This is a genomic window from Aggregatibacter sp. oral taxon 458 str. W10330 (assembly GCF_000466335.1).
Classification (GTDB): Bacteria; Pseudomonadota; Gammaproteobacteria; order Enterobacterales; family Pasteurellaceae; genus Aggregatibacter.
Genome location: NZ_KE952614.1, coordinates 74,491 through 88,686, shown reverse-complemented (window position 1 = coordinate 88,686; position 14,196 = coordinate 74,491). Strand labels below are relative to the sequence as shown.

Below are 14,196 nucleotides of genomic sequence, written 5' to 3'. Positions count from 1 at the left end.
TTTTTCTCCTTTGAAAAGTATTAGTAAAAAATAACAACATAAGTTGCGGGGTGAATTATATTCTTTTATTTTTTAAATGCAAATAATTCGCAAATGAGTTATAGGCATTTTGCCGGTTTGGGTAACCCGGCTAATTTTGTTGCTTGTTTTGCCGGACCGTCAGGAAACAAACGTTGTAAATAGCGGCTATTGCCTTTGTCTTCACCAAGTTTTTGTGCCGTAGCTTTTACCAGCATACGAATTGCCGGTGACGTTTTGTATTCCTGATAAAACGCGCGTACAAAATGAATGATTTCCCAGTGGGCATCGGTTAATTCCAACTGCTCTAACTTCGCAATGGCTTGCGCAACCTCAATATCCCAATCCTCAACATTGAGTAAGTAACCCGAAGCATCGGTTTCAATGTGTCTATTATTGACTTCAAGCATGATAATAACCTTAGCATTTATAGGGGAAGATTATATAAAAACGCCCCAAAAAAGGGGCGTTGAATTTATCTATCAAATTAATAATTAATCTCTGGAAGAAAAGAAGGAAAGTAAGTTTAACAAACTGATAAACAGATTGTAGATAGACACAAACAAACTGACCGTTGCACGAATGTAGTTGGTTTCACCACCGTGAATGATGTTACTGGTTTCATACAAAATTCCCATGGTGGAGAAAATCACGAACAGCGCACTAATGCCTACATAAAGAGCCGGGAATTGGAAGAAGAAACTCGCGACCATACCGAGCAATAACACCACGAATAACGCTAAGATAGTGCCGGATAAGAAAGACATGTCTTTCTTCGTGGTTAAGACATAAGCGGAGCAAGCGAAGAACGTCGCTGCAGTGCCGGCTAATGCTAACACGATAGCATCGCCCAAACCTGCGCTCACATAGGCATTTAAAATCGGCCCTACGGTGTAACCTAAGAAACCGGTGAAGGCAAAAGCAGATAAAATACCTAATGCACTATTTGCTAAGGCATTGGTTAAGAAAAGCAGCCCATAGAAGCCCACAAGCATGATAATAAGCCCCGGTCTTGGTAAATTCATCGCCATGGACACATAAGCCACTACAGCGGAAAAGGCTAATGTTAACGCTAACAAGAAATAGGTGTTACGTAACACTTTGTGTGTGCTAAGCAACGATTCTTCTCTGCTGTCAACAATAATACGAGATTGCATAAAAACTCCTTTAAATTTAAAGAAAATAAGCGGTTGAGATCTTTGTGTAAGGTAAGGGCTGAGACGCTAAATGTCAATTGATCCGTGAATATTTAACATTGAAAAAAATTGAACTAAATAACCACCGCACTTTCATTTAGATGATCGTCATTTATTCATCATGAAAAATAAAAATTTTCTATTATTCACAATAATTAATAAATAATTCTTCAAACAAACCTAGATTTTATTAAATTATTTAATAATAAAGGTATTATTTTAGATAAATTTTATCACTTGCTTTCATTTTTTTTTTTTGATTTATAATTTTTCCGTTATTTTTATATAACATTTAATTCAAAATTTAGTAAAAATAAAGGAGCATGACAATATGTCAAAAATCACATTTTCTACTCTCATACTCAGTACTTTGATGATAAGCGCTTGTGGAGGCAGTGGTGGAAGCAGTCATTCCGATCCTCAACCAATTCCTTCTACGCCAAGCAATTCGCCTACAACAACCACGACGCCGTCAACACAGCAGGAACCGACACCGGCAGCCATCCCTTCCAATTCCCATACTCAGGCGGCTGAAAAAACAGCGACATCACAGCCTCACCAAATTACGCCGCCAACACAGCAAGAACCGACGCAGGCAGCAACACCTTCAAACTCCCATCCTCAGGCAGCTGAAAAAACAGCAGAATCACAGGCGCAACAAGAACGCCCACAAGCACAACGTCCTCCTGTCACGCCATCTGTTCCATCTACGCACTTAACTCGTTCTGATCTTACTATTTCCCAAGATGAATTTAAGAAGGGTATGTTGGAAAACATAACGGTTCGCTCAGGTGACACCAAAGTCGGTACTCTTTCCGGCTATAACCGCACTTATTCCTTTAACGGCGCATTCAAAAAAGAAGAAGGCAAGGATGTACAAACACTGCTTGTTGACAATATGGCAATCAAGCTTATTGGGAAAGTATCTCAATCTTTTGCCGGACTCTCCTCCGCTATCGCCTCAGGTTGGCTTAGCGCTGCTTGGAATGCGACAAAAGATCCTACGCGAGACATTTTCTACATGGGAAGCGAAACACCTGTTGAAAATATTCCACAACACGGTGTTGTTACCTATCAAGGCAATGCAAGCCGTTATGACAATGTCAAAAATCAGGTTAAAAACATCGGTGATGCTAAATTAGTCGCAAACTTCGATGATAAAACAATCTACGGCGAGTTGGATATGGCTTACCCTCGAAGAAACATTGCGCTTCACCAAGCACCAATTGTCGGAAATAGCTTCCAAGGCAAAGCGGTTGCGGAAGGAAACTTTCCTTTTTTCATAAGTCGTGACGGTCAATACGAAGGTAAATTCTTCGGTCCTCATGCGGAAGAAGTCGCCGGTAAAGCAACATTTAGCGGAGAAACACTTATCGGCCAAGTAGAAAGTTTAAATACCAGTTTCAGTGCAGAACAAACTAAATAAAAGGACACCATAATGAAAAAAATGATTGTCAACACAGCATTACTCATTGCCCTTAGTACGTTACTTAGCGGTTGCGAAATGCAGATGCAACACCGAGTTGAAGAATGGTATAAAGAAGGGGTCAGTAAAAAAGACACCGACACAAAACTCGCTAAATGCACCTACGATGTAGGCATGAATAAAGTCGATCCTCTCCAAGAACAAACCTTGATTACTGCCTGTATGAAAGCAGATGGTTTCCGTTGGCGTGTCAGAATGGTGAATTAAATCAGCTAAAAGTGCGGTGGGAATTTCTTTTGTTTTTAATCATCTTATTCATGAGCAAACAAAAGAATTCCACCGCATTTTATGCAAAAAAATATTTCTAATACACATTGCTCAAACAATCACCTCCCTATTTTCCCCTACTCTCATTCAACGCCCCTTACCTTGTCATTTCTCATCACTGCCAAAATCCGCTATAATGCCAGCCATTTTTCAAGCGCCGAGATCAATATTCCCGTGGCACATTCATTTATAAGAGGTTTTTATGACAACTCCCGTAGTTGCCTTGGTGGGTCGCCCAAACGTGGGCAAATCCACCCTATTCAATCGTCTCACCCGCACCCGTGATGCTTTAGTCGCCGACTTTCCAGGTCTAACCCGCGATCGTAAATATGGCCAAGCGCATCTTGCCGGACACGATTTTATCGTCATTGACACCGGCGGTATCGACGGCACGGAAGAAGGCGTAGAAGAAAAAATGGCGGAGCAATCGTTGCTTGCCATTGAAGAAGCCGACATCGTTTTATTCCTAGTAGATGCCCGTGCCGGCTTAACGTCAGCGGATATCGGCATTGCAAACTATTTGCGCCAACGCCAAAACAAAACCACCGTGGTGGTTGCCAATAAAGTGGATGGCATTGATGCTGACTCCCACTGCGCAGAGTTCTATCAATTAGGCTTAGGTGAAATTGCGCAAATTGCCGCTTCTCAAGGCCGTGGTATCGTGAGTTTAATGGAGCAAGTGCTTACCCCATTAGCAGAAAAAATGGCAGAAGACGCAGAAAAAACAGAAGAAAGTGCGGTCGAAACCACGGATGTTTCTTCTGAAACGACTGAATTTGACGAATGGGACGAAGATTTCGATTTTTCAAACGAAGAAGACACCGCACTTTTAGATGAAGAACTAGCGCAAGAACAAACACCGGATAAACAAAACATTAAAATCGCCATTGTAGGTCGCCCGAACGTAGGCAAATCCACTTTGACTAACCGCATTTTAGGTGAAGATCGCGTGGTGGTTTATGATATGCCAGGCACCACCCGCGATAGTATTTACATTCCAATGGAACGTGATGGGCAAAATTATACGTTAATCGACACAGCCGGTGTGCGTAAACGCGGTAAAGTGCATTTAGCGGTAGAAAAATTCTCTGTGATCAAAACGCTACAAGCTATTCAAGACGCCAACGTAGTGCTATTGGTTATTGACGCCCGTGAGAACATCTCCGACCAAGACTTGTCCCTCCTCGGCTTTATTTTAAACGCCGGCCGTTCCTTGGTGATTGTGGTCAATAAATGGGATGGATTGGACACCGATGTCAAAGATCGCGTGAAATCCGAGCTCGATCGTCGTTTAGATTTTATTGATTTTGCCCGAGTGCACTTTATTTCAGCTTTGCACGGCAGTGGCGTTGGCAATTTATTTGATTCCGTTAAGGAAGCCTATGAATGCGCAACACAGAAAATGACGACATCCATGCTCACTCGAATTCTGCAAATCGCGGTGGACGAACATCAGCCTCCGATGATTAGCGGTCGCCGCGTGAAACTGAAATATGCCCACCCGGGTGGCTACAATCCGCCAATCATTGTGATTCATGGTAACCAAGTAGATAAACTACCGGATTCTTACAAACGTTATTTATCCAACCATTTCCGCCGTAGCCTGAAAATTATCGGCTCACCAATTCGTCTGCAATTCCAAGAAGGCAACAACCCGTTTGCCGGCAAACGAAATAAACTCACGCCGAATCAATTACGTAAACGTAAACGTTTGATGAAGTTTATTAAGAAATCCAAAAGATAATTTTGATGACAGACCCGATATTCCTATCGGGTCTTTTTAATTCAAGTGCGGTCAAAAATAAACACATTGTTATAGCCTGCCGTATCGTAAGAAACATTAAAAATTTTCATCAACTTTCAGAAAATTATTAATTTGCATAATATGCCTAATTCCGTCATTCTAGCCTCGTACAGACGTTTAGCCGTCTAAATTATTTAATCTATCGAGGAATTAACATGACAACATTTCATTTATCGGGTTTCCCACGCGTAGGGGCAAAACGTGAACTTAAATTTGCCCAAGAACGTTACTGGCGCGGTGAAATCACTGAAGCTGATTTATTAGACATTGCAAAAAAATTGCGCGAAATTAACTGGCAACATCAAGCCAATGCGAATGCGGATTTCGTGGCGGTGGCGGATTTCACTTTCTACGATCACATTTTAGATTTACAAGTGGCAACAGGCGCCATTCCTGCGCGCTTTGGTTTCGACAGCCAAAACTTAACGCTCGACCAATATTTCCAATTGGCGCGTGGCAACAAAACACAATTCGCCATTGAAATGACCAAATGGTTCGACACCAACTACCACTATCTCGTGCCGGAATTCCACAAAGACACCCAATTTAAAGCCAACCCGGCACACTATGTGCAACAAATCCGCGAAGCTAAAGCCCTTGGTCACAAGGTAAAACCCACCATCGTTGGTCCATTAACCTTCCTTTGGTTAGGCAAAGAAAAAGGTGCTTCATTTAATCGTTTCGATTTGTTAAACCAACTCGTGCCGGTTTATGTGGACATCTTAAACGCGTTAACCGCTGAAGGTGTGGAATACATTCAAATTGATGAACCTGCCTTAACCCTTGATTTACCGGCAGAATGGATTGCCGCCTATAAAGCGGTTTACGCGACTTTTGCGGCACAAGTCAACGCTAAACTGTTGCTTGCGACGTATTTTGGCTCTGTCGCTGAACACGCCGATTTATTGAAATCCTTACCGGTAGCCGGTCTTCACATTGATTTGGTGCGCGCACCGGAACAAGTGTATGAGTTCGTTGATTACGACAAAATCCTTTCCGTAGGCGTAATTGACGGACGTAACATTTGGCGCGCAAATTTAAACCAAGTGTTAGATGTGGTTGAACCACTACAAGCGAAATTAGGTGAGCGTTTATGGATTGCGCCAAGCTGTTCCCTACTCCATACACCTTATGATTTAGCGGTGGAAACCCAGCTGCAAGCCAACAAGCCGGAACTTTATCAATGGTTGGCGTTCACCTTGCAAAAAATTCAAGAATTACGCGTCATTAAGACCGCGCTTGAGCAAGGCAGAGCAGCTGTGCAAGCCGATCTTGATGCTAGCCAAGTAGCAGCTGACGCGCGTAAAAACTCCCGTGAAATCCACCGCACTTGTGTGGCGGAACGTTTGGCAAACCTGCCGAAAAATGCCGATCAACGTAAATCGCCATTTGCGGAACGGATTAAGTTACAAAATGCGTGGTTAAATCTACCGTTGCTGCCAACCACTAACATCGGTTCCTTCCCGCAAACTACGGAAATTCGTCATGCCCGTGCCGCCTTCAAAAAAGGCGATCTCAGCTTGACAGATTACGAAGCGGCAATGAAAAAAGAAATTGAATTTGTGGTGCGCGAGCAAGAAAAATTGGATTTAGATGTGTTAGTGCACGGCGAAGCGGAACGTAACGACATGGTGGAATACTTCGGCGAATTGCTCGATGGTTTCGCGTTTACCAAATTCGGTTGGGTACAAAGTTACGGTTCCCGCTGTGTAAAACCACCGGTTATTTACGGCGATGTGACCCGTCCGGAACCAATGACCGTGCGTTGGTCGCAATATGCTCAAAGCCTTACCAACAAAGTGATGAAAGGGATGTTGACCGGCCCGGTAACGATTTTACAATGGTCTTTCGTGCGTAACGACATTCCACGTTCCACGGTGTGTAAACAAATTGCGGTAGCGCTTTCTGACGAAGTGTTAGATTTAGAAAAAGCAGGCATTAAAGTCATCCAAATTGATGAACCGGCCATCCGCGAAGGTTTACCGCTTAAACGCGCCGATTGGGACGCTTACTTACAATGGGCAGGTGAAGCTTTCCGTTTAAGTTCAATGGGTTGCAAAGATGATACGCAAATTCACACACACATGTGTTATTCCGAATTTAACGACATTTTACCGGCTATTGCCGCCCTAGATGCCGACGTGATCACCATCGAAACCTCCCGTTCCGACATGGAATTGCTTACCGCTTTCGGTGATTTCAAATATCCGAACGACATCGGCCCGGGCGTGTACGATATCCACAGCCCACGCGTACCGACCGCAGAAGAAATCGAACATCTTCTTCGCAAAGCGTTACAAGTGGTACCAAAAGAACGCTTATGGGTAAACCCGGACTGCGGCCTAAAAACCCGCGGCTGGCCGGAAACCATCGCCGCATTAAAAGTGATGGTGGATGTCACGAAGAAATTACGTGCGGAATTAGCCTAGTTTAAAGGTAAAAGAAAAGCTGAATCTCGGGAAAGGTTCAGCTTTTATCTTTCTATTGCTTCTCCTGTTTTAGTCGCCACAGTTGATACAGATTTACGGCGACTAAAAAGATATTCAATAACGCAACCGGATAAGTCTGTTTAACGAGCCCATAAATGACGAATAAAATCGCACCGATACAATTAACGGTTCTGAGGGAAACTATCGATTTAAACAAAAATGAAGCCGCGACAAAAAAGGTCGCGGTGTAACCTAACAGTTCAATAAAATCTATACCCAACATAATCGTCTCAATTCTAGAAATAAAAGGGCGGCTATCATATTGTAAATTTCACAAAAAGCAAACCTGACTATCGACACCTGACTGAAAAGTGCGGTGATTTTTCAACACGTTTTAAACGCTTTGCCATTTCACGAAAATCCATTACGTCATTCCATGGTGTTCGCCTGCAACATAAAATGACGTGTATCTATTCGCTTTCTCATCACCTTTTTCTGTATAAAACCTTGCCTTGTGCTAGAATGGCGACCTAATTTTGATCATGATTTTATTTAGGAAACATTATGTCCCAACAAAAATCCGGACTCTCTTTTCTCTGGCTAAGTGCAGTCGCTTTTTTGCTTGATTTGCTGACAAAGTACATTGTGGTACAAAAATTTGATTTGTATGAAAGCGTGAACATTCTGCCGGTGTTTAATCTCACTTATGTACGAAATTATGGTGCGGCATTCAGCTTTTTGGCGGATCACGATGGTTGGCAAAAATATTTCTTTATTCTATTGGCAATTGGTATTTCTCTGATGCTGGCGTATTTCATGAAGAAAAATCGTGTCGACCAAACATTACAAAATTCAGCTTATGCCCTGATTATTGGCGGCGCACTTGCTAATATGGTGGATCGTGCCTATAACGGTTTTGTGGTGGATTTCTTTGATTTTTATTGGGATATTTACCACTATCCGGTGTTTAATGTGGCGGACATTGCCATTTGTATCGGCGCCGGTTTATTGGCATTAGATGCTTTTAAAGGTGATAAGAACAAACAAAAGAGCGGTCAAAAATGAAGATAATTTTAGCCAATCCACGCGGTTTTTGTGCCGGCGTCGATCGTGCCATCAGTATTGTTGAACTGGCGTTGGAAATTCACGGTGCGCCGATTTATGTCCGTCATGAAGTGGTGCATAATCGCTTCGTGGTGAATGGGTTACGTGAACGCGGTGCCATTTTTGTGGAAGAACTCAGTGAAGTGCCGGACGGCGCGATAGTCATTTTCTCCGCCCACGGAGTGTCTCAAGCAGTACGTCAAGAAGCCAAAGATCGCCGCTTGAAAGTCTTTGATGCCACTTGTCCGTTGGTGACCAAAGTACATATGCAGGTGGCGCGCGCCAGTAAAAAAGGCACGAAAGCGATTCTCATCGGGCATAAAGGTCACCCGGAAGTAGAAGGCACCATGGGACAATACGGCAACCAAGAGGGCGGCATTTATCTCATTGAAAGTATTGAGGATATTGCTAATCTCCCCGTAAGCCACAACGATGATTTAACCTTTATGACGCAAACTACGCTGTCTTTAGATGACACGGCGGAAACTATCAGTGCATTAAAAGAAAAATACCCTGCGATTCAAGGCCCCCATAAAAACGACATTTGTTATGCCACAACTAATCGTCAACAAGCGGTGCGCGAACTGGCAAAACAATCGGATTTAGTGGTCGTGGTAGGCTCCAAAAACTCCTCTAACTCTAACCGTTTGGCAGAGTTGGCTTCCCGAATGGGGGTGGTGTCTAAGTTAATTGATGATCCGAATGATATTCAGCCGGATTGGTTTCACGGCGTGCAAACCATTGGTGTCACCGCGGGGGCTTCCGCGCCGGAAGAATTAGTGCAATCGGTGATTGCGCGCATGAAAGCATTTGGCGTCACTGATGTAGAAGAATTGCAAGGACTCGAAGAAAATATGTTCTTTGAAGTGCCAAAAGAATTGCGCGTAAAAGAGGTCAATTAAGCGGTTATTACTCCACACCTTCACCTTATTTATCTTTGTCGGAACCTAACGATGCGATATTTGAAACATACTTCCATTTCTCTGCTCATGTTGACCGCACTTTCGTTTTCTGCGTTAGCGCATCAACATCCGCCTAAATCTGCGCATAAATCGAATTTAGCTCAAACGCAAACCCAATGGACAAAAGCACGAAATGCGGATGAACTTAAACGCATGACGCAACGCGCAACATTTTTACAGTTAGAAAATCTGTTAAAAAGTGCGGTGAAAAATAACAACGTTTCTGATAACGCCGAGTTATATCTCAAACTGATTGAATCGTTAAAAGACTATCCTTTGAAAATGGATGCGATGACCGCCTACTTTGATGCACGAATTAAAAGCGTCAATCAAACCACGCCGCCAGAAGAGGTCAACGCCTTAAAACAAGAAATCGAACAAGCTATTGCACAAAACCCGACACATTTTTTGCGCACGCGATGGGAACAAAGCCTTTTTACCCTTTTCCAGAATGCTAACGATTTGGAGGGATTCGTTCATTATGCGCAACGCGTTAAGCCAAGCTCCTTGGAGATGCAAATAGCCGTATTAAATGCCGAACTGCAACAGGACGGCACAGAAAACACAACAGATAAAAAGCAAGATTCCAACGCAAATACCCATATTATTTCTCGTTATGAACAGCTTTGGTTAGCTAACAGCAAGCTACCTAACGATGCTCAACTTTGGGCAGCATGGTATGCTCGCGGCGGTAGAACGGCAGCGAAAGTTTATCAAAAAGCGGAAACGCTCTTCGCCCAAAATGATGAAAACGGCTTGGCACAATTAGCCACAGAATTACATCGTATGACCGGCGAGAACGAAGACGAAAAGGTGGCCGCCCAACTACAACTATTGCAAACACTCATCAAAACACCGGCAAGTTTAGCTGAATTCTCCGCAAGATTACCGATGACGGAAAATAACACTGCCCTACTGAAATTCGCCGTGCTACAAAGCTTTCCCCGCTATTTGCGTACATTACCTGAGAACATGAAAGATCCCAGCTTTGCGCCTTATGCACAATGGGCAAAAAACTGGCAACTGACTGATATGGAAATGCGTGAATGGGAAATTGCGTTTTTAAATCGTTTTTTTGATAATGAAAGCCCTTTATTTCAACAATGGCGGGATGCGGAAATTCTTAAATTAAACGCGGATAGCCTCACCGAACGCCGTTTGCGCATGGCGATTTGGCAAAAAACCGATTTAACCCTGTGGCTCAATGCCCTCTCTGATGAAGGTCGGCAAAAACAAGAGTGGCGTTATTGGTTCGCCAAAACCATCGAGAAAAGCGATAGCCAAAAAACAACAGAAATATGGACCGCACTTTCTCATGAGCGAGGATTTTATCCGATGTTGGCGGCAGCCAAATTAGATCCCCAAACCCGTGGTAAGCATTATCATTTCGGGCAACCTCAATTACTCGTTGCACCAAGTATTACAGATGAAGCTTGGGCGGATGAATTCCCCAAACTGAAACCGGCATTAGAAGAAATTGCTGAATTACGTCAATTAGATCGCCTTGGTGCCGCGAAACAACGTTGGCGTTTCCTGTTAGAGAATCTTCCTGCCGATCAGAAAAAAGAAAAACAAATTGCACTCAGCCAATATGCCAACCAACAAAACTGGTTTGATTTAGGTGTAGATGGTTCCATCATTGCTAAAGCGTTTGATTACATTCAGTTACGCCTGCCGATGGCTTATAGCCATTATTATGACATTGCATTAAAACCACGCCGTCTGACCTTAAGCAAAGGCAAACCGCAAGCATCGCGAAACACCCCTATCAGTAAAACGTTTGCGATGGCAATTTCCCGACAAGAAAGCGCATGGAATCTACAAGCACAATCTTCCGCCAATGCACGCGGATTAATGCAGCTTTTGCCAAGCACCGCCAAAGCAACTGCCAGTCATGCTAAATTGCCTTATACGGATGAAGCGGAGTTATTTAAACCGCTCAATAATATTTTGCTCGGCACGGCATATTTGGCAGAGTTAAATGCCAAATATCCGAATAACCGGATTCTCATTGCTTCAGCTTATAATGCCGGCGAACATCGCGTGGAAAAATGGTTGGCGCGTGCCAATGGTAAGTTGGAAATGGATGAATTTGTGGCTTCCATTCCGTTCTATGAAACCCGTGGTTATGTTCAAAATGTCCTGACTTACGATTTTTACTATCAGCGATTGCAAAACAAAGAAGATCCACAAACTTTTAGCAATGAAGAATATGATCGGCTATACTAGACGCACTAGTTTAATAGTATAGGATGTAGGATCGTTGATATGTACATTAGTCGCAATTTAGAACAATGGAATGCCTTTCTTGATATGTTAAAAACCGCATTCGAACAGGGCAAAGCACAAGATGTCTTAACCTTATTGCTCACCGCTGACGAACGGGATGCCGTAGGGTTGCGCTTACAAATTATCGCGCAATTATTGGATAAAAACCTACCACAACGAGAAATTCAACAAAATCTCAATACCAGCGCAGCAACCATTACACGGGGTTCCAATATGCTAAAAACCATGGATCCTGAATTTATCGACTGGATAAGAAACCAACTGAATGCGTCACAAAAAGCTGACTAATGTTATTTTGAAACGGTTAACGCCGTTTAACGTCAGATTGCGCCGATTTCACTTTTCCTACAAAAGTGCGGTGCGTTTTTTCATTCGTTTTTTTCTCGCCATCGTTGCCATCACATTTCTTTTTCGCTTTATTCCCATTCCCTGCTCGGCGTATATGTTGCAACAAAAAATCGCCCATTTATTCGCCGGTGATATGAAATACACAACACGCTACCAATGGGTCAGTATTGACGATATTGCTTGGCCAATGCAATTAGCCGTGATTGCCGCTGAAGATCAAAATTTTCCGACACATTACGGGTTTGATTTCAATGCCATTGAAAGAGCCTTCAAGTATAATCAAAAAAGCCAACGCACGCGTGGCGCCTCAACGATTTCCCAACAAACTGCTAAAAATCTCTATTTATGGCATGGGCAAAGTTGGCTTCGGAAGGGAATTGAGGTGCCGGCTACCCTGTTGTTAGAAACCCTCTGGTCTAAAAAACGCATTCTGGAAGTGTATTTAAACATTGCAGAATTTGGCGAAGGCATCTATGGCGTGGAAGCCGCCAGCCAATTTTATTTCAAAAAGTCAGCGAAAAATTTATCGCCAAATGAAGCCGCACTTTTAGCCGCCGTTTTGCCTAACCCGATCGTTTATCATGTTAATGCACCGGGCGCTTACACCAAACGCAGACAGTTGTGGATTCAACATCAAATGAATCAACTCGGCAAAGCCTATTTACAAAAATTAATGTAATGGCATGCGGCTTGCCAAAATAAATGAAATCGCTTTAAAAATAAAAAATGATGCGAATAATATTAATCAATCCCGACTTTTCTTGAAAATATCATTCATTTCCTGTAACTTTCTTAACTTTCGTATTTATGCTTTGCCTTTCAGGCGTTATCTCAGGGAGTATTATTGTTTATGCAACGTATCCAAAAATTTTTCCAATCTGAAGCCAGCGGTGGCGTATTGCTGCTGATTTTTGCCTTGATGGCCATTGTGCTCGCCAACACGGCACTGAGCGAAAACTACTTTCACTTTTTAGACACCCCCGTCAGCGTACAATTTGGCGCATTTAGTATTGCCAAGCCCCTACTCATGTGGGTAAACGATGGTTTTATGGCCGTTTTCTTCGTGTTAGTGGGCATGGAAGTCAAACGTGAAATGTTAGAAGGATCTCTTTCCAGCTATCAACAAGCTATTTTTCCTGCCATTGCGGCCATTGGTGGGATGATTGTTCCTGCTTTAATCTATTCCTTTATTGCACAAGACAGCCCGGAAATTCAATCAGGTTGGGCAATTCCGATGGCGACCGATATCGCCTTTGCTGTCGGCATTGTGGCACTTTTAGGCAAGCGCGTCCCTTTACCGCTCAAAGTCTTTTTATTGGCACTTGCCATTATTGATGACCTGGGTGCCATTGTTGTTATTGCAATCTTCTACTCTCACGAACTCAGTACACAGGCTCTCATTTTAGCCGCTATCGCTATTGCCATGCTTGTTGTGATGAATCGCCTGAAAGTCAGCGCATTATGTGCTTACATGGTGGTCGGCTTAATTTTATGGGCTTCCGTACTCAAATCAGGCGTTCATGCCACCTTGGCAGGCGTGATCATCGGTTTTTGTATCCCAATGCAGGGACGTCAAGGTGAAAAACCCTTGCATCAATTCGAACATATTTTGGCGCCATGGTGTAGCTATTTGATTCTGCCGTTATTTGCGTTTTCTAACGCCGGTGTCTCCTTGGAAAACGTGGGATTCTCCAGCTTAAGTTCACCACTCACCTTGGGCATTATGCTCGGTTTAATCATCGGCAAACCGCTTGGCGTTTTCCTGTTCAGTTACTTATCGGTGAAATTACGCCTTGCCAAATTACCTGAAGGCATCCATTTCACGCAGATTTTTGCGATTGCCGTGCTCTGCGGTATCGGCTTTACTATGTCGATGTTCCTTGCCGGCCTTGCCTTTGGAGAAACCGGGCACGATAACTTTGACACCCTCTCTCGTCTCGGTATTTTATTAGGCTCGTGTGTGTCTGCCTTGTTAGGTTATGCATTGTTAAGAAAAACAACGTCAGCGCACTAAGCTCACTTAAGAGAAAATAAAAATAAGCGAACATTTTAAGTAACGATAAAAGAATCGTAGCGTGCAACTTGTTGCACGAAATCGTGAATGTCCGAAAAGGATAAATAATGTTCCGTGCGTGGTTTGGTCGTGCATCAAGATGCACGCTACGCATGAAATCGTGTACGCATCGAGGTGAATTATTCGTGCATCAAGATACACGCTACGCACGAAATCGTGAATTACGCATCAAGGTTAATCATTCATGCAACAAGTTGCACGCTACGCACGAAATCGTGA

13 protein-coding genes are annotated in these 14,196 nt (G+C 43.2%); 10 read left to right on the top strand and 3 right to left on the bottom strand.

What is annotated here, in order from left to right:
- Positions 1-98: 98 nt before the first annotated feature.
- Complete coding sequence (locus HMPREF9065_RS02515; protein WP_021616592.1) at positions 99-428, bottom strand: TusE/DsrC/DsvC family sulfur relay protein; 330 nt, start codon at positions 426-428, stop codon at positions 99-101.
- 84 nt (positions 429-512) lie between these two features.
- The gene (locus HMPREF9065_RS02520) at positions 513-1,175 is read right to left on the bottom strand and encodes a Bax inhibitor-1 family protein (RefSeq protein ID WP_006717583.1); all 663 of its coding nucleotides are present in this window, start codon (positions 1,173-1,175) and stop codon (positions 513-515) included.
- 370 nt (positions 1,176-1,545) lie between these two features.
- Here HMPREF9065_RS02520 and HMPREF9065_RS02525 point away from each other — a divergent pair, with 370 nt between their 5' ends.
- The 4 genes from HMPREF9065_RS02525 to metE all read left to right on the top strand — a co-directional run bounded on the left by HMPREF9065_RS02525 (position 1,546) and on the right by metE (position 7,200).
- Positions 1,546-2,640, top strand: coding sequence for a Slam-dependent surface lipoprotein (locus tag HMPREF9065_RS02525; protein ID WP_033002651.1), 1,095 nt, complete (start codon positions 1,546-1,548; stop codon positions 2,638-2,640).
- A 12-nt stretch (positions 2,641-2,652) separates the two neighbouring features.
- Entirely contained in the window at positions 2,653-2,907 is a 255-nt protein-coding gene (locus HMPREF9065_RS02530) for a hypothetical protein (protein WP_021616590.1), read from the top strand.
- A 262-nt stretch (positions 2,908-3,169) separates the two neighbouring features.
- The gene (gene der, locus HMPREF9065_RS02535; RefSeq protein WP_021616588.1) at positions 3,170-4,711 is read left to right on the top strand and encodes a ribosome biogenesis GTPase Der; all 1,542 of its coding nucleotides are present in this window, start codon (positions 3,170-3,172) and stop codon (positions 4,709-4,711) included.
- A gap of 215 nt (positions 4,712-4,926) precedes the next feature.
- Complete coding sequence (metE, locus tag HMPREF9065_RS02540) at positions 4,927-7,200, top strand: 5-methyltetrahydropteroyltriglutamate--homocysteine S-methyltransferase (RefSeq protein ID WP_021616586.1); 2,274 nt, start codon at positions 4,927-4,929, stop codon at positions 7,198-7,200.
- Positions 7,201-7,252: 52 nt separating this feature from the next.
- Here metE and HMPREF9065_RS02545 read toward each other — a convergent pair whose 3' ends face one another.
- Complete coding sequence (locus HMPREF9065_RS02545; protein WP_021616585.1) at positions 7,253-7,483, bottom strand: YgjV family protein; 231 nt, start codon at positions 7,481-7,483, stop codon at positions 7,253-7,255.
- Positions 7,484-7,764: 281 nt separating this feature from the next.
- Between HMPREF9065_RS02545 and lspA the strand changes: the two genes are divergently transcribed.
- From lspA to nhaA, 6 genes are all read left to right on the top strand, one after another.
- On the top strand, positions 7,765-8,265 hold the full coding sequence (gene lspA, locus HMPREF9065_RS02550) for a signal peptidase II (RefSeq protein ID WP_021616584.1): 501 nt from the start codon (positions 7,765-7,767) through the stop codon (positions 8,263-8,265).
- Positions 8,262-9,206, top strand: a complete 945-nt coding sequence (gene ispH / locus HMPREF9065_RS02555; protein ID WP_021616583.1) for a 4-hydroxy-3-methylbut-2-enyl diphosphate reductase — start codon at positions 8,262-8,264, stop codon at positions 9,204-9,206. The genes lspA and ispH overlap by 4 nt, the downstream gene beginning before the upstream one ends.
- 51 nt (positions 9,207-9,257) lie before the next feature.
- Positions 9,258-11,495 carry a transglycosylase SLT domain-containing protein gene (locus tag HMPREF9065_RS02560; protein ID WP_033002650.1) on the top strand — a complete coding sequence of 746 codons (2,238 nt, stop codon included), beginning with the start codon at positions 9,258-9,260 and terminating at the stop codon, positions 11,493-11,495.
- Positions 11,496-11,534: 39 nt separating this feature from the next.
- Entirely contained in the window at positions 11,535-11,843 is a 309-nt protein-coding gene (gene trpR / locus HMPREF9065_RS02565) for a trp operon repressor (RefSeq protein ID WP_021616581.1), read from the top strand.
- Positions 11,821-12,582, top strand: a complete 762-nt coding sequence (gene mtgA, locus HMPREF9065_RS0109530) for a monofunctional biosynthetic peptidoglycan transglycosylase (RefSeq protein ID WP_033002649.1) — start codon at positions 11,821-11,823, stop codon at positions 12,580-12,582. Before trpR ends, mtgA begins: the two co-directional genes overlap by 23 nt.
- Before the next feature lie 171 nt (positions 12,583-12,753).
- Positions 12,754-13,917 carry a Na+/H+ antiporter NhaA gene (gene nhaA, locus HMPREF9065_RS02570; protein ID WP_021616579.1) on the top strand — a complete coding sequence of 388 codons (1,164 nt, stop codon included), beginning with the start codon at positions 12,754-12,756 and terminating at the stop codon, positions 13,915-13,917.
- The last annotated feature ends 279 nt before the right edge of the window (positions 13,918-14,196 follow it).

Excerpts from the sequence above, each read along its gene's own strand:
- metE (WP_021616586.1), top strand. The coding sequence starts at position 4,927 with ATGACAACATTTCATTTATCGGGTTTCCCACGCGTAGGGGCAAAACGT.
- HMPREF9065_RS02525 (WP_033002651.1), top strand. The coding sequence starts at position 1,546 with ATGTCAAAAATCACATTTTCTACTCTCATACTCAGTACTTTGATGATA.
- mtgA (WP_033002649.1), top strand. The coding sequence starts at position 11,821 with ATGCGTCACAAAAAGCTGACTAATGTTATTTTGAAACGGTTAACGCCG.
- nhaA (WP_021616579.1), top strand. The coding sequence starts at position 12,754 with ATGCAACGTATCCAAAAATTTTTCCAATCTGAAGCCAGCGGTGGCGTA.
- HMPREF9065_RS02530 (WP_021616590.1), top strand. The coding sequence starts at position 2,653 with ATGAAAAAAATGATTGTCAACACAGCATTACTCATTGCCCTTAGTACG.
- ispH (WP_021616583.1), top strand. The coding sequence starts at position 8,262 with ATGAAGATAATTTTAGCCAATCCACGCGGTTTTTGTGCCGGCGTCGAT.
- lspA (WP_021616584.1), top strand. The coding sequence starts at position 7,765 with ATGTCCCAACAAAAATCCGGACTCTCTTTTCTCTGGCTAAGTGCAGTC.
- der (WP_021616588.1), top strand. The coding sequence starts at position 3,170 with ATGACAACTCCCGTAGTTGCCTTGGTGGGTCGCCCAAACGTGGGCAAA.
- HMPREF9065_RS02560 (WP_033002650.1), top strand. The coding sequence starts at position 9,258 with ATGCGATATTTGAAACATACTTCCATTTCTCTGCTCATGTTGACCGCA.
- HMPREF9065_RS02520 (WP_006717583.1), bottom strand. The coding sequence starts at position 1,175 with ATGCAATCTCGTATTATTGTTGACAGCAGAGAAGAATCGTTGCTTAGC.
- trpR (WP_021616581.1), top strand. The coding sequence starts at position 11,535 with ATGTACATTAGTCGCAATTTAGAACAATGGAATGCCTTTCTTGATATG.
- HMPREF9065_RS02545 (WP_021616585.1), bottom strand. The coding sequence starts at position 7,483 with ATGTTGGGTATAGATTTTATTGAACTGTTAGGTTACACCGCGACCTTT.
- HMPREF9065_RS02515 (WP_021616592.1), bottom strand. The coding sequence starts at position 428 with ATGCTTGAAGTCAATAATAGACACATTGAAACCGATGCTTCGGGTTAC.